Below are 19,183 nucleotides of genomic sequence, written 5' to 3' on the forward strand. Positions count from 1 at the left end.
CCCGAAGGGTGGCCAAGGAGCACGGCGTTGACCTGGTAATCTTCCGCTTCGTGAAAACGACTTTCATTTCAACTTTGGCGTTGCTGATGGTTGCCGGCACCGCCGCATGCGCCACCACCGCACCGGCCCCGGACTCCCCAGCCACCACCGTGGGACCGGTCGCGATGACCAACTGCGGCCTGCCGCTGACCATCGCCGCGCCGCCCCGTCGCGCGGTCGCCCTGGAGCAGAACGCCACCGAGATCATGCTGAGCCTCGGCCTGGCCGACCGGATGGTCGGCACCAGTTACCAGACCGACCCGGTCCTGCCCGAACTGCGCGCCGAATACGAGAAGGTGCCCGTCCTGGCCAAGCTGTACCCGTCCCGGGAGGCGTTCCGCGCGGCCAACCCGGACTTCGCCTACTCCACGTACGCGTCGGCGTACGCGTCCGACGCCGCCGGCGCGCGCAAGGAACTCGGCGACCTGGGGGTGCCGGCGTACCTCTCCGCGTTCTCCTGTGAAGACCCGTCCGTTGCCAAGAACGAGGTGACGTTCGACGGCATCTTCGCCGAGATCGGCGACATCGCCACCATCTTCGGCGTACCGGACCGGGGTGAGCGGGTGGTGGCCGACCAGCGGGCCCGGCTCGACGCGGCGAAGCAGAACGCCGGTGCGGTCTCCGACACCTCGCTGCTCTGGTACTACTCCGGCACCAAAACCCCGTACGTCGCCGGCCACGGCGGCCTCCCGGACACCATCAGCTCCCTGCTCGGAGCGCGGAACGCGTTCACCGACGCACAGCAGAAGTGGCCCGCCGGAAACTGGGAGGAGATCGCCCAGCGCAATCCGGACATCATCGTGCTGGCCGACCTGACCCGTGGTGGCGAGGGCGACAGCGCCGCATCGAAGATCGCGTTCCTCCGGTCGAACCCGGTCACCGCCAAGCTCGACGCCGTGGTGCACAACCGCTTCATCACCGTCTCCGGCTCGTCGATGGATCCCTCGATCCGCAGCGTCACCGCGCTCGAACAGGTCAGCGCCGGACTCCGTGCCAATGCCCCGACCACCCGCTGAACACCCGGAGAATCCCATGCCCCACGAAACGACGACGACCAGCACCACCGCCCGGCGGTTGCTGCGACTCTGGGACGAGCAGCAGGCCGCGTACGTCGCCGCCCGCGACGAGCGATTCACCGTCATGCTGGACGTCCTACGGCTGCTGTTCCCCGATGATCTGACCGTCCTCGACCTGGCCTGTGGGCCCGGCGCCATCGCCGACCGGGTCCTCACCGCCCTTCCCCACGCCCGCGCCGTCGCCGTCGACTACGACCCGATCCTGCTGCACATCGCCCGTGGTGTGCTGGCCGACCACGGGCCACGGGCGGAGGTACGCGAGGCGGACCTGGTGGACCCGGCCTGGCCAAGCGTCCTCGACGGCCGTCGGGTCGACGCCGTACTCAGCTCCACCGCGCTGCACTGGCTCTCGCCGGACCAGTTGCTCCGGGTCTACCAGGCGGCGGCGGAACTCCTGCCACCCGGCGGCCTCCTGCTCAACGCCGACCACCTCCGGTTCGGCCTCTCGACCACCCTGCACGACGTGGCCCGACGGCACGACATCCGCACGCAGGAGGAGGGGTTCGCCGGCGGTGCGCTGACCTACCAGCAGTGGTACGACGAGGCCCTCGCCGGCCCGGCGGTCGCCGCCTTCGCGCAGGAGCGGGAACGGCGTTTCGCCGACCGCCCCCCGCAGGCACTCGCCCCGCTCGACTTCCACCTCGCCGCGCTGCGTACCGCCGGGTTCGCCGAGGTCGGCACCGTCTGGCAGTACCTCGACGACTACGTGGTCTTCGCCCGCCGATGAACCCGCTGTCAGGACAGTCGACCGACCCGTCGGTGCGACGACCGAGCAGCCCGCCGGTGCGACGCCCGGCGGGCCCGGCGGTGGCACGACTCGGCACACCGGGAAGGTGGATCGGAGGACCGGTGCTCACCGGAGGGCTGGCGGTGCTCGCCCTGAGCATCGCGGCGGCGGTCACCATCGGTACCGCCGACCTGTCGGTGACCGACGTCGCCCGTGCCGTGGCGGTGCACCTGGGCCTGCCGGCGCGACCGCTGCCCCGGCTCGCCGACAGCATCGTCTGGGACCTACGGATGCCCCGGGTTCTGCTCGCCGGACTGGTCGGCGGTGGTCTCGCGCTCTGTGGCGCGGTGCTGCAGGCGTTGACCCGCAACCCGCTGGCCGACCCGTACCTGCTCGGCATCTCCGCCGGTGCCGGGACCGGGGCGGTGGCGGTGCTGGTGCTCGGCCTGGGTGTCGGTTCGGTCTCCGTCTCCACCGGGGCCTTCCTCGGCAGCGCCACCGCGTTCGGCGCGGTCCTGCTCTTCGCCGGCCGGCACTGGAGCTCGTCGACCCGGATCGTCCTCGCCGGTGTCGCAGTCTCCCAACTGTTCAGCGCCGTGACCAGCCTGGTCGTCATCTCCGACGCCAGTGTGCAGAACACTCGTGGCGTCACCTTCTGGCTACTCGGCTCGCTCACCGGGGCCTCCTGGCCGGCGGTGACTCTGGCGGCGGCGGTCGCGGTCGTGGGCGCCGGTGTCTGCTGGTGGTACGCGCCCGCGCTGGACGCCTTCGCCTTCGGAGTCGACACCGCAGAGTCGCTCGGATTCGCCGCCGCCCGTACCCGACTGGTGCTCTTCGGCACGACCGCGCTGGTGGCGGCCGTGTTGGTCGCGGCGAGCGGCGCGATCGGTTTCGTCGGGCTGACCATCCCGCACGCGGCCCGGCTCCTGGTCGGCGCAGAGCACCGGATCCTGCTCCCCACCTGCGCGATCGCCGGGGCGGTCTTCCTGATCTGGGCGGACACGGCGGCCCGTACCGTGTTCGCCCCGCAGGAACTGCCGGTCGGGGTGCTGACCGCGCTGATCGGCGTACCGGTCTTCGCGATCGTGATGCGTCGGAGGAGCCGGACCGGATGAGGATCACCGCGGACAATGTCGACTGGGGGGTACGGGGCGTCCGGATTCTCAGCGGGGCGGTGCTCACCGCCGCACCCGGTGCCACCGTCGGGCTGCTCGGGCCGAACGGGTCCGGCAAGTCCAGCCTGCTCCGCTTGCTCGCCGGGCTGGGCCGACCCGACTCCGGCCGGGTGCTGCTCGACGACGAACCACTGGCGCAGGTGCCCCGTCGGCGACTCGCCCGTCGGATCGCGGTGGTGCACCAGCAGGTCAGCCCGGACGTGGAGATGTCGACCCTGGACGTACTCCTGCTCGGCCGGATCCCGCACCGGTCCCGGCTGGCGCCGGTCAGCGCGACCGACCTCGACCTGGCCCGCCGGGCCCTGGCCGACGCTGGCCTGGCCGGCTTCGAGACCCGCCGCTGGTCAGCTCTCTCCGGTGGGGAGCGGCAGCGGGTCGACATCGCCCGCGCCCTGCTCCAGGAACCCGACCTGCTGCTCCTCGACGAACCCACGAACCACCTGGACGTACGGCACCAACTGGAACTGCTGCACTTCCTCGCCGAGTCGGCCATCACGGTGGTGGTCACCCTGCACGACGTCGACCTGGCCGCGCAGTACTGCGACCAGATCGTGTTGCTGCACGGTGGCCGGGTGGTCGCCGCCGGCACCCCGGTCGAGGTGTGCACACCGCAGCGGCTGCTGGAGGTCTACGGGGCCCACGCCGACGTCACCGTCGAGGCCGACGGCCGGCCCCGGGTACGTTTCCGCCGGCCCGACCGCGCCGCCGGCTGATTCGCCCTGCGCGCCACCGGCCTTCTAGCATCGGCGAATGCTCGTCAAGCCCGGTACGTTTCTGCTCGTCATCGGTATGGCCGCAGCCCTGGTCAGTGGCTGCGGTCGTGCGGGCGACGACGCCCCGCCGACGCCCCCGCCGACATCCCCCGGTAGCCCCTCCGCGACCTCGGGAGCGGCTACCGGCACGAGCGACGGGCTCGGTGCGGCGCCGACGGGCGCACCGTCGGCCTCGCCGAGCAGGTCGACGGCGACGGTGGCCCGCGCGGGCAATCCGAACGGTGGGGCCGCGATCCCGGCCGAGGGTCGTCCGGTGGACACCGCCCGACCGACCCGGGTGGTCGGTACCGGTACCGCGGCGAGCTGCACGGGCAAGGCGGTCGTCTCCGCGGTCGCGGCCGGCGGGATGATCACCTTCGATTGTGGACCCGATCCGGTGACCATCACCATGACGGAGACGGCGAAGGTCAGGAACGGCAACGGTCCACGGATCGTCTTGGACGGCGGTGGCAAGGTCACGCTCAGCGGTGGCGGCCGGCACCGTATTCTCTACATGAACACCTGTGACCAGGCCCAGGGCTGGACCACGTCGCACTGCGACAACCAGGACCACCCGCAGTTGACCGTACAGAACCTGACCTTCGCCGACGGCAACTCGACCGGGGAGAAGACCGAGGGCGGTGGCGGCGGCGCGATCTTCGTGCGGGGCGGGCAGTTCAAGGTGGTCAACTCCCGCTTCGTCCGCAACAAGTGCGACCGTACCGGCCCGGACCTGGGCGGGGCCGCGATCCGGGTGCTCAGCCAGTACCAGGGCAAACCGGTGTACGTGGTGAAGAGCACCTTCGGCGGCGCCGCCGGTCAGGGCGGTTCCTGCTCGAACGGTGGCGCGCTGAGCAGTATCGGCGTCTCCTGGGTGGTGCTCAACAGTGTGTTCAGCCACAACGAGGCGATCGGCCAGGGGGCGAACCCGGCCCGTGGCGGTACGCCGGGCGGCGGCAGCGGCGGTGCGATCTACTGCGACGGCAACACCTTCACCGTACGGATCGCCGGCAGCATCATCGAGAACAACCACGCCAAGGAGGGCGGTGGGGCGGTCTTCTTCGTCAGCAACGACCGCAGCGGCACCATGCGGATCGAGAGTTCGACGTTACGGCGCAACCCGAGCGACGGCTTCGAGACCCAGGGCCTGCCCGGCATCTTCTTCCTCGGCGCGAGCCGACCGACCACCACCGGCTCGAAGCTGAGCTGAGCCAGTGGGTCCACGAACTCGATCAGGTGAGGGGTAGCCCATGTTTGTACTGGGGCAGTTGGTGAAGCTGCGGGCGATGGAGCCGTCGGACGCCGAGTCGCTGTGGCGGTGGAACCACGACCCCGAGGTCATGCGCTGGATGGACGACGGCTACGCCCAGTCGTTGGCCCGGGTCCGGCGGTGGCTGGAGGACGAGCGGCCCCGCAACGAGTACGGCGACGTGCTCTTCGGCGTCGAGGTGCTCAGCGACGCCAAGTTGATCGGGCTGGGACGCCTGCGCGACACCGAACCGGAGACCGGTGTCGCCGACCTCGACATCTACCTCGGCGAGAAGGAGTACTGGGGGCAGGGGTACGCCACCGACACGATGCGTACGGTCTGCCGGTACGGCTTCGAGAAGATGCGCCTCCACAAGATCACGTTGAGGGTGGTGGCCGAGAACCACGCCGCCCACCACGTCTACCAGAAGGTGGGTTTTGTCGACGAGGGTCGGCTGCGCCAGGTCTTCCGCCGCGACGGCCGGTGGTACGACAAGTTCACGATGGGCCTGCTGGAGGGCGAACTGCGCTGAAACCGCCGGTCGGTGCCGGGCCGGTCGACTCGCGGACCGTCAGGGTCGCGGGCAGCAGCACCACTCGTCGGCCCGGTGCCGTACCAGGTTGTTCCGTCACCGGCTGCTCCAGCCGGGCCAGCAGCATCGCGACCGCGACCTCGCCGGCCTGTTCGATCGGTGCGGTCAGCGTGGTCAGCGGTGGGTGGCAGAAGTCGGCGCCGAAGATGTCGTCGCAGCCGACCACGCTCAGGTCCTCGGGGACGCGTACGCCGCGTTGCCGTAGCCGAGGGAGCATGCCGATGGCGAACAGGTCGTTGAAGCAGACGCAGGCGGTGGCGCCGGAGGCGAGCACCGCGTCGGCGACCGCTGAACCGGACCGGCGACCGCTCGGGAACGGGCCGACGTGGCGGAATCGCTGCCCGTACCGTTGGGACGCCGCCCGGACGGCCCGCCAGCGGGCGTGGTTGGACCAGGAGTTCTCCGGTCCGGCGACGTAGACGATGTCCCGGTGGCCGAGCCCGACCAGGTGTTCGACGGCGAGGCCGATGCCGGTCGGGGTGTCGATCACGACGCTCTGCACCCGGGGTACGTTGCGGTTCACCGTGACCAGTGGGATCTCGCCGGCCAGGGCGGTCAGTGCCGGTTCGGGCAGCCGGGAGGCGGCGAGGATGGCGCCGTCGAGGGACCGGCGCATCTTCTGCAGCATCTCGGCCTCGTGTTCGCCTCGGTCCTCGGTGTCGATGAGCAGTTGGGCGTAGCCGGCGGCCTTCAACCGTTGCTGGGTGCCCCGGATCAGGCCGAAGTAGAACGGGTTCGTCACGTCGGAGACCACCACGGCGATGGTTCCGGTTCGCCCCGAGATCAGCGCCCGCGCCTGCGAGTTCGGTACGTAGTTCAGCTCGCGGGCGGCGGCCTGGATGCGTTCCCTGGTGGCGGCGTTGACCCGGCCGGGTTTGTTGAGTGCCCGGGAGACCGTGGACGGTACGACACCGGTCACCCGGGCGATGTCGGTGATCGTGACCGGGCGGGTACGGCGCCGGTTGTCGGTGGCTGCTGTCGCGGGCGCGGGGTGCTGCTCGGCGCTGGCCATGTCGACAGGCAACCAGCTTGGCAAAAGCATGGCAAACGATTGCCGTCGATACTGAGGGATTGTTACGGTCCCGTGAAATCCGCCGGGTCACGGTCTCCGACCGGAACACGCACCAGCACATCGCCGACCGGAACACGCACCAGCACATCGCCGATACGCCGAGGAGCTGAGGTAGATGAAGACGCGACGAGCTCTGGCCACCCTGAGCGGTCTGATCGTGGTCGCCGCCGGCCTGACCGGCTGTGGCGACGACGGCGGTGGTGGCGGTGCCACCGGTTCCCACCTGGACGTCCTGGTCCAGGCGAACTCCATCTACCCGGAGCAGCAGCGGCAGTGGTTCGCCGACGTCTCGGCCCGGTTCGCCGCCGAGACCGGCGTGACCGTACGGTTCGAGACCTTCGCCTCCCCGAACGACGAGCTGACGAAGATCCAGACGTCGGTCCTCTCCAGCCAGGGGCCTGACGTCTACTCCCTCGGCACCACCTTCACCCCGACCGCGTACGCCACCGGCGCGTTCGTGGAGCTCGGCGCCGACGACTGGGCGAAGCTCGGCGGGCGGGAGAAGTTCCTCCCCGCCACCCTCGGCATCTCCGGACCCGAACCGGGAAAGGAGGTCGGCGTCCCGTTCGCCAGCCGACCGTTCGTGATGGCGTACAACAAGGAACTGCTCGCCTCGGCCGGGATCGACCGGCCGGCGGAGAGCTGGGACGGTCTGCGCGAGCAGGCGCGCAAGCTCACCACCGACGGGCGGTACGGCCTCGCGGTCGCCTACGCCGACTCGTTCGACCCGTGGAAGTTCATCTGGGCGATGACCGTCCAGGCCGGCAATCCCCTGGTTGACGGCGGGTCGTTGCGGCTCGACGACCCGACCACGCTCGCCGCGTACCGCACCTATCTGGGCTTCTTGGCGGGCGACAAGGTGGTTGACCCGGCGGCGGTCGGCTGGAAGAACGCCCAGGCCATCGCGGCGTTCGCGGCGGGCAAGGCGGCGTTCCTGCCGATGGTGTCGGCGACCTCGAAGGTGACCCTGGACGCCTCCCCGGTCGCCGGCAAGTACGCCTACGCGATCATGCCCACGGTTCCGCCCGGCGCGTCGACGCTCCCCGCCCAGGGCCGCCCGGCGACGAGCATCCTCTCCGGTGACAACCTGGTGGTGGCGAAGTACAGCCGGAACAAGGACGCCGCCCTCAAGCTGATCAAGATGCTGACCGACCCGGAGATGCAGGGTCTCTACTACAAGACCTTCGGCGAGCTGCCGACCAACGCCGAAGCCGCCGCCGCCCTGGCCGGCGATCCCGCGCTCGCGGCGGTGGTCGACTCCTCCTCGAAGGCGGTCGGCACACCCTTCACCGGGGCCTGGAGCCAGATCCAGTTGGCGCTGGTCAACGTCGTGGTCCAGTCGATCCCGGGACTCTCCGCCGGCCGGGTCGACGAGGCCGGACTGCGGTCGCTGCTGGCCGAGGCGCAGACCACCGGCCAGGCAGCGCTGGACAAGGCCAAATGAGCCGTACGCGGCAGCGCCACCGTCCCCTCTGGATGCTGATCCCCGGTGGCGTACTGACCCTCGTGGTGATCGTCGTACCGCTGCTCACCGCGGTCTACATCTCCCTGCTCGACCTCGACCAGTACTCGATCCGGCAGTGGGTGGGGGCGCCCTTCGTGGCGCTGGCGAACTACGTCGAGGCGGTACGCGACTCACACCTGCTCCACGCGATCGGCGTCAGCCTCGGGTACGCCCTCCTTGCCACCGTGCTGACCCTGCCGCTCGGCGTCGCCGCCGCGCTCGCCACCCACGACCGGTTCCGGGGGCGCGCGTTGGTCCGCTCGGTCTTCCTGGTGCCGTACGTGCTGCCGGCCTTCGTCGTCGGCACCGTCTGGCGGATCATCCTGCAACCCGACGGTGTGGCGAACGCGGTGTTGGCCTGGTTCGGGGTCGCGCCCGGACTCTGGCTCAACGGTCCGCGCAGTTTCTGGGCCCTGGTCATCGTGCAGGTCTGGACCGCCTGGCCCCTGGTCTACCTGTTGGCCGTCTCCGGCCTGCACACCGTCGACCCGGTGGTGCACGAGGCCGCCGCACTCGACGGCGCCGGCTGGTCGGCCAAGCTCTGGTACGTCATCGCGCCCTACCTACGCGGCCCGGTCTCGCTGGCGCTGGTCATCTCCTTCCTGCACCACGTCAACAACTTCACCCTGCCGTTCGTGCTCTTCGGGGTGCCGAGCCCACGTGACGTCGAGGTCCTGCCGGTGTTGACGTACGTGGAGAGTTTCCAGAACTTCCGCTTCGGACTCAGTGCGGCGATGGCGGTGCTCTCGTTGCTGTTGGTCGCGATCCCGATCGCGATCTACCTGCGCGCGGTCCGTCTCGACACCTCGGACGAGGGCCGTGCATCATGACCGCCCGGAGCCGACCCACCCGCTCGACCGAGATCAACCGGCTCCTGCCGGGACCACTGCGCGCCGTCGTCCTTACCGCCCTGCTGTTGCTGGTGGGTGCGCCGCTGCTCTACATGTTCCTTGCCTCGGTCAACTCCGACCTGGCTGTCGCCGCCGGTGAGTTCCTGCCCCGCGACCCCGACCTCGGCAACTACCGGCGGATCTGGTCGACCACCGACCTCGGCCCCGGTCTGCTCAACAGCGTGCTGGTCGCCGGAGCGGTCGCGGTGGTCTGCGCACTGGTGTCGCTCGTCAGCGCGTACGTCCTGGTCCGGGTCGCCTTCCGGGGCCGGATCGCGATTCTGCGCGGGCTGCTCGCGTTGCAGACCATCCCCGGCACGCTGATGCTGCTGCCGGTCTTCGTGCTCTTCGCCAGCGCGGCGACGGTGCTCGGCGTCCCGGTGATCGGCACCCGGTGGGCCCTCTTCCTCACGTACCTGACCTTCGGGCTGCCCTTCTCCACCTGGGTGATGGTCACCTACCTGCGGGGTCTGCCGCGCGAACTGGACGAGGCGGCCCGGGTCGACGGGGCGTCGTCCTGGCGGGTGCTGACCCGGATCATCGTGCCGTTGAGCTGGCCCGGTCTCACCGTGTCGGCCATCTTCGCGTTTCTGCTCGGCTGGAACGACGTCCTCTTCGCCTCGGTGCTGACCAACCCGCAGACCCGCACGGCCGCCGTGTCGCTCCAGATCTTCGGCGCCACCCAGGAGGGCGGTGCGATCCCGGTGTACGGCCAACTGATGGCGGCGGCGCTGATCTGCGCCGTACCGGTCGTCACCCTCTACCTCTTCTTCCAGCGGTACCTGGTCAGTGGCCTCACCAACGGAGGGGTCAAGTGACCGGCACCCCGATCCCCGCCCCCGACGATCGGAGAACGTCCCGCATGAACGGCGGCACACCCGACCCATCCGTACCCGTCCCGATCGACGTCGCCATCGTCGGCGCCGGCATCATCGGCGCCAACCACGCGGCTGCCGTACAACGACATCACCGGCTGCGGGTGGCCGCGTTGGTCGACCCGGACCAGGTGGCCGCCGTTGGGCTGGCCGACCGGGTCGCCGGGATGACCGGAGCCGAGCCGCCCCGGCGTTACCCGACGCTCGACGACGCGCTCGCCGGTCAGCCGATCGGGCTGGTCGCGATCTGTACGCCGAGCGGCCTGCACGCTCCGCTCGCCGAACAGGCGCTGGCGGCCGGCGCCCACGTGGTGATCGAGAAGCCGTTGGAGGTCACCCTCGGGCGGGCCCGGAAACTTGCCGACCTCGCCGCCGACGCGCAACAGCGCGGACTCGTCGTCTCCGTGGTCAGCCAACACCGTTTCGACCCGGCCGCCGTGGCGGTGGCCGAGGCCGTCGCCGCCGGTGAGCTCGGGTCGATCACCTCGGCGGTGGCGACCGTGCCGTGGTGGCGCGAGCAGGGCTACTACGACTCGGCGGGCTGGCGCGGCACCCGGGCGTACGACGGCGGCGGCGCGCTGATGAACCAGGGGGTACACACCGTGGACCTGCTGCTCTGGCTGCTTGGCCAGCCGGTCGAGGTCGCCGCCCAGACCGCGCGGTTGGCGCACCACGGGATCGAGGTCGAGGACGTCGCGGTCGCCACGATCCGGTTCCGGTCCGGTGCGCTGGCCACCCTGCACGCGACCACCGCCGCCTATCCGGGCCTCGGCGTCCGGCTCCAGGTGCACGGCACCCGGGGCAGCGCGGTCATCGACGACGACCAGCTCGCGTACTTCCACGTTGCCGCCGGCGACGACGTCGCCCCGCATCGTCCACCCAACCAGGCAGCCGCCCGGGTTCCGGCCGCTGACCTGGTTGGGGCGCCGAAGGCCGGGGACGGCTTCGTGCTCGGGCATCTGCGTCAGTACCAGGACGTGGTGGAGGCGATCGACCTTCGGCGCCCGCCGGGTGTCCGGGTCGAGGACGGGCTCGCCGCACTCGCCCTGGTCGAGGCGGTCTACCGGTCCGCCGCGCTGGGCCTACCGGTGGCGTACGACGACGTGCTGGCCGGCGCGTACGACGACCAGCACGAACCGGTCGGGACGGTGCCGGTGGCGGGCGGAGACGAGGGGCGGCTCTCATGAGGTTCTCGGTCTTCACCGCCTCGACCCCGCAGTGGTCCCCGTTCGAGGCCGCGAACGCGTTGGCGGAGCAGGGGTGGGACGGCATCGAGTGGCGAATCACCGATCAGGAGCCGGCGGCGGAGCCGGGCTTCTGGGTGGGCAACCGGGCGACCTGGCCGCTGCGCGGGCTGGAGGAGCACCTTGCCGAGATCGACCGGATCACCCGCGCCTGCGGGCTGGAGTTCTCGGGCCTCGGCGGGTACGTCCCCAGCCGCGACCGGGCCAACGTCGAGCGGATGCTGAGCGCCACCGCTGTTCTCGGTGCCGGCCGGGTACGGGTGACGATGCCGGCGCTCGGCACCGGCCGTTACCCGGATCTGTTCGACGCCACCCGGCGCGACCTGGAGTGGGCCGCCGAGCGGGCCGCCGGGTACGGGGTGAGCGTCCTGGTCGAACTGCACCACCGCACCATCGTCGCGTCCGCCTCCGCCGCCATCCGGCTGGTCGACGGGCTCGATCCGGCCCGGGTCGGGGTGATCCACGACATCGGCAACCTGGTCATCGAGGGGCAGGAGGACTACCTGGCGGCATTCGAGATGCTCGGACCGTACCTCGCCCACGTGCACGTGAAGAACGCCGTGTGGCGACCGGTGGGTCAGCGACCGGACGGCTCCACCGCCTGGGCCGAGCAGTGGGCGCCGCTACGCCACGGGCAGGCCGACGTGGGTGCGTACTTCGGGGCACTGGCCGAGGTGGGCTACGACGGGTGGGTGACGGTGGAGGACTTCTCCACCGCCCAACCGCTCGCCGAACGGACCCGGGACAACCTGGCATATCTGCGTACCCTCGCCGACCGGGCACGCGCGGTACGTCCGACCCCTAGTTGATCTTCGGCTAGTGTGCCGGGGCGTAGAACGGCTCACACGACCCCGGTCAAGGATTGAGTTCGTCGCGGTAACTGGCGAGGATCCGCCCGTCGGCCGCGTACGCGACCAGTTGGCCGTGGGCCATGTTCGCGCTGCGGAACGAGAAGGTCCGGTGCGCGGGATGAACCTCCAGCAGCGGGATGACCCGGGGCGCGCCACCGGGGGCGGAGCGGTATTCCAGGCGGGCGACGGAGCCGTCGACGACACCGTTCACCCGTACCTTCGTCTTCTCCCGAACCACCGCGAACCGCACCGGTACGCCGGCCGCCAGGCGGGCGCACTCCACCGACCCTCGACAGAAGTAGAAGTAACGCGGATTGTCGACGTCGGCGAGGCGGTACGCCTTGAACGTCGGGTCCGCCCCGGCCGGCAGCGGCAGCACCGCGAAGCAGGCCAGGGTGGCGGTGGCGGCGGTGACCGCGCGCAGCCAGCCGCGCCGGTCACCAGCCCGCCGGGAGGTGCGGGTCGCCACCACGGCGACACCGCCGAGCCCGGCCAAACAGACCGTGACCGCACCGAACGCACGGGCGTTCTCCAGCAGGAACTGCACCCCGGGAAAGGTCGACACGTCGCCGAGCGCCGCCCCCAGCGAGACGGTCATGACGAGCAGCAGGACCACCCCGGCGACCCGACGCGGCACCCCCCGTGTCGCCACCATCAGCATCGCCGCCAGTACGGTCCAGACCTGGTGGTGGGTCCAGGAGACCGGGGACGCGACCACGGTGGCGCAGCCGACCAGCACCGCCGCGCGTACCGGCTCGTCCGCCGCCACCTGCCGGGCACGCAGCAGCGCGGTGCCGCAGACCAGCGCGACCAGCACCGCCCAGAGCACCGGCAGGGTCTGCGGGGCGACGCCGACCCGCATCAGCATGCCGTGCACCGACTGGTTGCCGAGCGAGGCCAGGTTCCCGATCCGGGAGGTCTCCAACATGGTCCCGGTCCAGTAGGTCCAACTGTCCCCGGGCAGCAGCAGCGCCGCCAGCGCGGCGCAACCGACGAACGCCGCCGCCGCCCGGCCCGCGTCCCGCCACCGGCCGCAGAACAGGAAGAAGACGACGAAGAGCAGTGGGGTCAGTTTGATCGCGGCGGCGACACCGACCAGCGCGCCCCGGTAGCGGCGGGGAGTGAGTCCGGCCGCGTCGACCAGGGCCAGCAGCACGATGAAGATGCTGACCTGTCCGAAGCGGAGGTTGCTCTGCACCGGCGCGGAGAGCAGCAGGGCGCACGCGGCGGCGGCGACGACCACCGGGCGGTGGCGGGGTGCGGTGGCGATCCCCCGGGCGAGGGCGGCGGCGACAGCGGCCACCGCCGCGCAGACGCCGAACAGCCAGATCACCTGGACCACGGGCTCCGGCAGGGCCATGACCGGGCGGAGCAGCAGCATCGCGAACGGTGGATAGGTGAACGGGCCACCGTTCGCGGCGACGTACTCGTACAGCGGGTGGTTGGCGGCCACGGCCTGCGCCGCACCGTAGTAGATGTGCAGGTCGGAGAGGCGGTCGTCGGAGGGTCGGCGCAGGACCAGCACCGACGACACGACGGCGACCGTGGCGAAGAGCAGCCACCACGAGTTGGCCCTACGCCACGACATCGCCCCAGGCTACCGAAGAAGGTACCGCAGGCGCAGGATCGTCGGCCGGGGGCGGGATGCGACCCGGGGGAGTGCTCAGGAAATCCGGAGCAGTCAGATTCTCCGCGTCCGGTGACGGACCGGCGGGGCGTCAGGGTGGCGGGACGGCGGACCTTCCACCCAGCCGACGAAACGGGCTTGAGCCTGCTCGCGGGTCAGGTTGGGCATGCCCGCCATGGCATTGTCGCGGTGGATCGCCATGATGCCGGCCAGGCGGCGCCGGTCGTCCCGGTACCACGTCCACATGCGGCGCTTGAATATCCGGCACGGCCACTCCTCGCCGTCATCCGTGCAGCGCCAGCCCCGGCCCGGCCGGTGCAGGGCGCCCGACGGGGGGTCGATGTGCTGTTCACTGGTCACGTTGGCTCCGATCAGGCTAGGTAGACCTTGACGGGTGTGCCGCCATCCGGGGTGTCGTTCACACCCGCGCTCCCATCAGTTCGGACAAGTGCTCGACCAGCGTCGGCGGGCGGCCTTTGGTCCGCCGCAACACCGTCGCCATCACGTCATGGGCCACCGGTCGGGCGCGGATCTCCGCCGGGGCGAGTCGGTCGGCTTCCACGAGAGTTTCCCCGGCGCTGGTCACGTCGTCGACGAGGCAAAAGGCGCGGGCAAGGTCGAGTAGGTGATGGGCGCGGCGTTCGGGCATGAGCGTCCCGAGTGATCGCCCCGACAGGCTGTTGTGCACGGCGATTGCCTCGCGGCCCTCGCCCAACTCGACCGCCGCCGCCGCGTGGTGCAGTCGCACGTTCGTCGGGCCGAAGCCGGTCCAGTAACGGTTGCCTTCGGCGCCGAGCGTCTCGGCCGCCCGTCCCGCCTCCCGCAGCAGTTCGGACACGCTCGCACTGTCGTTCCGGCGCGCGGCAGCCATGGCGGCCTGTAGCAACAGTGACCCGTACACGGAAACTCGGTCGGGGTCGGCCCAGGTCGGGCCGTCCGGGGCGAGGCGGTGCGCCATGACCACGTTCGCCTCGAACGCCGCCCGGTCGTTACCGGCTGCGAGCAGGGCGTCAGCGAACCGGGTCGTCCCGGTGCCAGAAAGCAGCGGATCGCCGGCCCGCTGGGCGGCGTCTATCGACCGCTCCGCGGTGAGGCGGGCAAGATCGTAAGCGCCGAGCTTGCGGGTTACCGAAGAGATGATCTGGTAGACCTGCCCGACCAGGCTCGCGGCCCGGACAGCGTTCTCCCCCCGGTGGTGTGCCTCGGCGGCACGCACGTCGCGGAGCAGCTTCGGCAGCCCGCGAACGAGGACGTCGTAACGGGCGTACTGCAACGTCAGCCAGGCGTGGGTCACAGACCGGGCCACCTCGTGAAACAGCGGCCCGGTGGCAGCGTCGCCGGGTGGGGTCGCCGGGGCGTAGTGGGTCAGCGCCACGCGGACGGCGTCCAGGTCGATTGGGTCGACCGGGGTCACGCGCGCGGTGCCCTCGGTCCGCCCCAGCAGCACATCCACGCTGACCTGTAGCGCCGTGGCGAGCTGATACAGGGTCGAGAACTTGTCCAGCACACGGGCGCCACGTTCGACCTTTTCGAGCCAGCTCTTCGACTTGCCGACCCGGTCGGCGAGCAGTTGCAGCGAGAGGCCACGGCGCTGCCGCCAGTATTTCACCCGCCCCCCGACAGGCAGCTTGGCCCAGTCGTCCACCGGTCAGCCCGTCGGGTTGCGCCGGACCCGCCCGGACACCCCGACCGCGAAGAACTCCGTCGGGCCGAGCTTGCTCACCGCGTCGAACCGCCCCCGGTTGCGGTGACAGCGGCGGGTGCCGGGAGCCGGGGGGAGATCCGGGGTCATCTCGCGCGGGGGCGCGGCGGGTGTTGTGGGTTGGTCGTCGCGGTTGAACACGGCGGTTCTCCTCTCCTGGTGGGAAGGGGCCGCCCCGGCGGTGGACGGAAGTGGGGAAGAGACGGGGCGGCCCCGCAGTTCTGCCCTGGCCCTTGCCGTAGCTCCGAGCAGTTCCGCTAGTGACACTGTGGTGTGCGAGCGCCTACTGTCGGAAGGCATCCACGGCCGTCGGGTGGAGTTGGCCGATCAGCCGTTTTCGGTGGAGAGACATGAGTAGTCGATCTAGGATTTTGGGGGAAAGTAAGTGCCTGACGTACCGGGTCCGCTCGCTGAATTCATCGTTGAGGAGATTCGTCGGAGGCGGAACTCCACCGGTCAGACCCAGGAGGCGTTCGGCAAGGCGGCCGGCTTCAGCGCCTCGCACGTGAGCGCCGTCGAGAGCCGGACGCGGGCGCTCACGATGGATTTCGTTCGCGGCGCCGATCGGGCTTTCGACAACGGGGGAATGTATGAGCGTCTGGTCGCCAGGCTCGGGGCGCCGGAGTGGTTCCGACCGTGGCTGGAGGCGGAGCAGCTGGCCACCCAACTCCGATGCTTCGAACCGAATCTGATTCCTGGGTTGCTCCAGACGCCGGACTACGCCCGCGCGGTGCTGCGCCTCGACGCCCGCCTGAGCGACGAGGGGTTGGATCGGCTCGTCGCCATGCGCATCGACCGGCAGGTCGTTCTTTCCAAGGAGGCGGCGCCACAACTCATCGCCGTGATCGACGAATCGGCGATCCGACGGATCGGCGCCGGCTACGAAAAGATCATGGTCGAGCAGTTGACGCACCTGCTGACCCTCGCGGAGCGACCCCACATCAGCGTGCACATCATCCCCTCCGACGTCGTCCTCCACGCCGGACTGTCCGGTCCGCTCTCGTTGGCGCGGCTGGCCGACCTCACCTGGGTCGGGCACCTCGAACATCAACTGGGCGGGGTTGTCGTGGACCGGCCCGGAGATCTGGATACGCTGATGGAGCGGTGGGAGAGCGTGCGCAACGAGGCCCTGCCACGACGGCAGTCGCTGGACCTGATCAAGGAAGTAGTGAAGCCATGGATTTGACCGGCGCCATCTGGCGTAAGTCCACCCGCAGTGGCACCAGCGGGGGAAACTGTGTCGAGGTCGCGGACAACCTTCCCGGCGTCGTTGGCGTCCGGGACAGCAAGGATCCGGCGGGACCGGCCCTGGCCTTCGGCCCGGACGCCTGGCGTGCCTTCGTCGGGCTGGCAAAGCAGAGCTAAACGCCCGTAGCGGGCGCCTCGACGGGTGCCCGCTGACGACGGTGACGAGAAACGTCATTCTGTTATTGCTCTTCAAGAGAACCGAATTCTTGAGAGCGAAGTAAAGAATGACGCTTTCGTCATCCGCGTCAGCGTCTGGTCCGTCGCCCGCGCCCGGCTGACGTCTACGCGGCGTGGTGATCCTCGATGCTCTCCCGAGGCGGGTAAACCACCCTCGGCGGGTCGACGCCGTGGTGTCCCCGCCGCCGTTCGCCGTTCTTGACTCGCGTGCGACGCCGAGCTGTTGGGGAACACTCTCGCCGTTGCTCGTGCCTCCTACGTCGACCCCAGGATCATCGCGGTATCTCGACGGGCGAACCGCCGACATCGCCCATGCGGCGGCGCCGGGGCGATGTCGGGGCGGGGGCCGAACGCGTCGTGGTCGACTTCCTGTCGTCGTGAGACGCAAGCTGGGCGTGCGTGGTGCCACGGGTTCGTCGAGGCACGCTGCCACGGTCGTTCGGGACGGTCGTTTGAGCGCGGGACACCGGGGTAGGAAGTAGTGGATCGATGATCTCAAACCCCTGGTGAGGAGGCACGATGAGCCGCAGCGAATTCCACGTCGTACCCGATGGTGGGCGCTGGAAGGTCGAACAGGGATCACGCGGGTTCGGCACGTACGCCACCAAGCAGGAGGCTGTCGACAAGGGGCGGGAGACCGCCCGGGCGAACCAGCCGAGTCAGCTGGTCCTGCACACCGCCGACGGGCAGGTCGAGACCGAGTACACCTACCGGGACGACCCGTACCCGCCGAAGGGCTGACGCCCCGCCCGCCGCCCGCCCACCCGCCGCGTAGGTGCGGGCGGGCGGGCGTTAACAAGGGCCCCCTCCTATACAAAATGCGATAAGAGGGGGCCCTTCCTTACCGTTGGTGGCGGAGCGCGGGCAGGACCTGGTTGGCGTACAGGTCGAACAGGCCCTGGTAGTGCGGGCCGGTGTTGGCGACGTAGACCTCGTCGAAGCCCGCCTTGGCGTACTGGTCGATCATCTCCAGATGGGCGTCCGGATCGTTGCCGCAGACGAACGCCTTGCGGACCATCTCCTCGGTGACCAGTTCGGCGGCCTGCTCGAAGTGCCGGGGCGAGGGCAGCACCTGGGACAGTTCGCCCGGCACCCCGGAGTTCGGCCAGCGCTCGTACGCGATCCGCGCGCCCTCGGCCTCGCTGCTCGCGTACGCCGCCTTGAAGCCGGCCTGGCACGGTTTGTCCCCGCCGCCACCGTCACGGAAGCGCTTGACCAGGTCGCCGTCCGGCATGGTGCTCATGTAGCCGTCGCCGATCCGGGCGGCCAGGTCGACCGCCTTCGGCCCGAAGCCGGAGACGTAGATGGGCGGGGGAGTCTCCGGCCGGGTATAGATCCGGGCGTTCTCCACCCGGTAGTGCTTGCCGTGGTGGTCGGTGAACCCGCCCTCCCACAGTTCGCGGATCAGCTCGACGGACTCTTCCAGCATCTCCAGGCGTACGTCCGCGCTCGGCCAGGCGTCGCCGAGGATGTGCTCGTTGAGCGCCTCGCCGCTGCCGACCCCGAGCACGAAGCGACCCTCGTGCAGCACCGCGCTGGTCGCTGCGGCCTGGGCGATGATCGCCGGGTGGATGCGTACGGTCGGGCAGGTGACGGCGGTGGTGACGGGCAGTCGGCAGACCTGGCTGAGCGCGCCGATCGTGGACCAGACGAACGGGCTCTGTCCCTGCGCGTCGACCCAGGGATGGAAGTGGTCGGAGATCCACAGCGCCTCGAAGCCGGCCCGTTCGGCGCCGCGCGCCTGCTCCAGCAACTCGCTGGGGGTGTACTCCTCGCTGGAGAGAAAATATCCGATGCGCATCACAGACTCCTGACGTGTCGGCGTGGGTGGCCGCTCAGGCGGTCGCCGCGTCCACTGCCTTTTTCATCGCCTTCGGATCGGTCGGCTTCCGGGGCGCCTGCTCGCGCAATTCGATCATGCGCTCGCCGATTTCCTGCAACTTCTTCCGGTCAAGCCCTTCACGTACCTTCGGAAACCATTCCTCTTCCTCTTCCTCGATGTGGTGGGTGACGTTCTCGATCAGCACCATGGTCTTGGCGTCGAACCGCTCGTCCTCCGGCTTCATCGCAGCCAGTTCCAGGCAGAGTACGTCTGCCACATGGTGCTCCTCGTACGATTCGAGCACGTCGTCCTCAAGGTCCGGCAGTAGCTTCCGGGTCTCCGGGTACATGCACTCGTTCTCGATGTACGTGTGCACGGTCAGCGCCTCCAGAATGCGCTCGACAATCGCCCCCTTCTTCTTCGTGGCGTTCTCGCCGGCCTGCTGGAACTCGTTGAACAACGCCCGGATCTCCTTGTGGTCCTCTTTCAAGAGAACGAGAGCGTCGGTCGACATCTGAACCCCCTGGTGTTTCCGATACGGCTGTTCGTGGCTCCTGCTAC

General features: G+C 70.0%; 21 protein-coding genes. 14 read left to right on the plus strand and 7 right to left on the minus strand.

Going from position 1 to position 19,183, the window contains the following annotated elements; genetic code table 11:
- The first annotated feature begins 50 nt into the window (after positions 1–50).
- The 6 genes from ACIBF5_RS11570 to ACIBF5_RS11595 are packed head-to-tail and all read left to right on the plus strand — an operon-like array spanning position 51 to position 5,550.
- On the plus strand, positions 51–1,055 hold the full coding sequence (locus ACIBF5_RS11570) for an ABC transporter substrate-binding protein (protein ID WP_396810575.1): 1,005 nt from the start codon (positions 51–53) through the stop codon (positions 1,053–1,055).
- 16 nt (positions 1,056–1,071) lie between these two features.
- Positions 1,072–1,842 carry a class I SAM-dependent methyltransferase gene (locus tag ACIBF5_RS11575; RefSeq protein ID WP_396810577.1) on the plus strand — a complete coding sequence of 257 codons (771 nt, stop codon included), beginning with the start codon at positions 1,072–1,074 and terminating at the stop codon, positions 1,840–1,842.
- 56 nt (positions 1,843–1,898) lie between these two features.
- Positions 1,899–2,957, plus strand: coding sequence for a FecCD family ABC transporter permease (locus tag ACIBF5_RS11580; protein WP_396810579.1), 1,059 nt, complete (start codon positions 1,899–1,901; stop codon positions 2,955–2,957).
- Positions 2,954–3,730 (plus strand): ABC transporter ATP-binding protein, encoded by a 777-nt coding sequence (locus ACIBF5_RS11585; protein ID WP_396810581.1) that lies wholly within the window; start codon positions 2,954–2,956, stop codon positions 3,728–3,730. Before ACIBF5_RS11580 ends, ACIBF5_RS11585 begins: the two co-directional genes overlap by 4 nt.
- Positions 3,731–3,767: 37 nt before the next feature.
- The gene (locus ACIBF5_RS11590; RefSeq protein ID WP_396810583.1) at positions 3,768–4,979 is read left to right on the plus strand and encodes a hypothetical protein; all 1,212 of its coding nucleotides are present in this window, start codon (positions 3,768–3,770) and stop codon (positions 4,977–4,979) included.
- A 40-nt stretch (positions 4,980–5,019) separates the two neighbouring features.
- Positions 5,020–5,550, plus strand: a complete 531-nt coding sequence (locus tag ACIBF5_RS11595; protein ID WP_396810584.1) for a GNAT family N-acetyltransferase — start codon at positions 5,020–5,022, stop codon at positions 5,548–5,550.
- Here ACIBF5_RS11595 and ACIBF5_RS11600 read toward each other — a convergent pair.
- Positions 5,516–6,622 carry a LacI family DNA-binding transcriptional regulator gene (locus ACIBF5_RS11600; protein WP_396810586.1) on the minus strand — a complete coding sequence of 369 codons (1,107 nt, stop codon included), beginning with the start codon at positions 6,620–6,622 and terminating at the stop codon, positions 5,516–5,518. The genes ACIBF5_RS11595 and ACIBF5_RS11600 overlap by 35 nt on opposite strands.
- A gap of 175 nt (positions 6,623–6,797) precedes the next feature.
- On the opposite strand from ACIBF5_RS11600, the gene ACIBF5_RS11605 reads away from it, so the two are divergent.
- The 5 genes from ACIBF5_RS11605 to ACIBF5_RS11625 are packed head-to-tail and all read left to right on the plus strand — an operon-like array spanning position 6,798 to position 12,004.
- Complete coding sequence (locus tag ACIBF5_RS11605; RefSeq protein WP_396810588.1) at positions 6,798–8,126, plus strand: ABC transporter substrate-binding protein; 1,329 nt, start codon at positions 6,798–6,800, stop codon at positions 8,124–8,126.
- A complete protein-coding gene (locus ACIBF5_RS11610) occupies positions 8,123–9,016 on the plus strand; it encodes a carbohydrate ABC transporter permease (RefSeq protein WP_396810589.1) in 894 nt (297 codons plus the stop codon). Before ACIBF5_RS11605 ends, ACIBF5_RS11610 begins: the two co-directional genes overlap by 4 nt.
- Positions 9,013–9,894 carry a carbohydrate ABC transporter permease gene (locus tag ACIBF5_RS11615; protein WP_396810591.1) on the plus strand — a complete coding sequence of 294 codons (882 nt, stop codon included), beginning with the start codon at positions 9,013–9,015 and terminating at the stop codon, positions 9,892–9,894. The genes ACIBF5_RS11610 and ACIBF5_RS11615 overlap by 4 nt, the downstream gene beginning before the upstream one ends.
- A 44-nt stretch (positions 9,895–9,938) precedes the next feature.
- A complete protein-coding gene (locus tag ACIBF5_RS11620) occupies positions 9,939–11,138 on the plus strand; it encodes a Gfo/Idh/MocA family protein (protein WP_396810593.1) in 1,200 nt (399 codons plus the stop codon).
- Positions 11,135–12,004 (plus strand): sugar phosphate isomerase/epimerase family protein, encoded by an 870-nt coding sequence (locus tag ACIBF5_RS11625; RefSeq protein ID WP_396810595.1) that lies wholly within the window; start codon positions 11,135–11,137, stop codon positions 12,002–12,004. The genes ACIBF5_RS11620 and ACIBF5_RS11625 overlap by 4 nt, the downstream gene beginning before the upstream one ends.
- A gap of 46 nt (positions 12,005–12,050) precedes the next feature.
- Here the strand turns inward: ACIBF5_RS11625 and ACIBF5_RS11630 are convergent, their stop codons facing one another.
- The 4 genes from ACIBF5_RS11630 to ACIBF5_RS11645 all read right to left on the minus strand — a co-directional run bounded on the left by ACIBF5_RS11630 (position 12,051) and on the right by ACIBF5_RS11645 (position 15,516).
- Positions 12,051–13,634 (minus strand): glycosyltransferase 87 family protein, encoded by a 1,584-nt coding sequence (locus tag ACIBF5_RS11630; RefSeq protein WP_396810597.1) that lies wholly within the window; start codon positions 13,632–13,634, stop codon positions 12,051–12,053.
- Positions 13,635–13,727: 93 nt separating this feature from the next.
- The gene (locus ACIBF5_RS11635; protein WP_396810600.1) at positions 13,728–14,033 is read right to left on the minus strand and encodes a hypothetical protein; all 306 of its coding nucleotides are present in this window, start codon (positions 14,031–14,033) and stop codon (positions 13,728–13,730) included.
- A 58-nt stretch (positions 14,034–14,091) separates the two neighbouring features.
- A complete protein-coding gene (locus ACIBF5_RS11640) occupies positions 14,092–15,318 on the minus strand; it encodes a helix-turn-helix domain-containing protein (protein ID WP_396810602.1) in 1,227 nt (408 codons plus the stop codon).
- Between the two features lie 3 nt (positions 15,319–15,321).
- Positions 15,322–15,516 carry a hypothetical protein gene (locus ACIBF5_RS11645; protein ID WP_396810603.1) on the minus strand — a complete coding sequence of 65 codons (195 nt, stop codon included), beginning with the start codon at positions 15,514–15,516 and terminating at the stop codon, positions 15,322–15,324.
- Between the two features lie 244 nt (positions 15,517–15,760).
- Between ACIBF5_RS11645 and ACIBF5_RS11650 the strand changes: the two genes are divergently transcribed.
- The 3 genes from ACIBF5_RS11650 (at position 15,761) to ACIBF5_RS11660 (ending at position 17,541) form a co-directional block, all read left to right on the plus strand.
- A complete protein-coding gene (locus ACIBF5_RS11650) occupies positions 15,761–16,561 on the plus strand; it encodes a helix-turn-helix transcriptional regulator (protein ID WP_396810605.1) in 801 nt (266 codons plus the stop codon).
- Entirely contained in the window at positions 16,552–16,740 is a 189-nt protein-coding gene (locus ACIBF5_RS11655) for a DUF397 domain-containing protein (RefSeq protein WP_396810607.1), read from the plus strand. The genes ACIBF5_RS11650 and ACIBF5_RS11655 overlap by 10 nt, the downstream gene beginning before the upstream one ends.
- Before the next feature lie 579 nt (positions 16,741–17,319).
- Complete coding sequence (locus ACIBF5_RS11660) at positions 17,320–17,541, plus strand: DUF2188 domain-containing protein (RefSeq protein ID WP_396810609.1); 222 nt, start codon at positions 17,320–17,322, stop codon at positions 17,539–17,541.
- Between the two features lie 100 nt (positions 17,542–17,641).
- Here the strand turns inward: ACIBF5_RS11660 and ACIBF5_RS11665 are convergent, their stop codons facing one another.
- On the minus strand, positions 17,642–18,601 hold the full coding sequence (locus tag ACIBF5_RS11665) for an LLM class F420-dependent oxidoreductase (RefSeq protein WP_396810611.1): 960 nt from the start codon (positions 18,599–18,601) through the stop codon (positions 17,642–17,644).
- Between the two features lie 34 nt (positions 18,602–18,635).
- Complete coding sequence (locus ACIBF5_RS11670) at positions 18,636–19,136, minus strand: hemerythrin domain-containing protein (protein WP_396810613.1); 501 nt, start codon at positions 19,134–19,136, stop codon at positions 18,636–18,638.
- Positions 19,137–19,183: the final 47 nt, after the last annotated feature.

The sequence above is a fragment of the Micromonospora sp. NPDC050417 genome (assembly GCF_044458865.1).
Lineage (GTDB): Bacteria > Actinomycetota > Actinomycetes > Mycobacteriales > Micromonosporaceae > Micromonospora_G.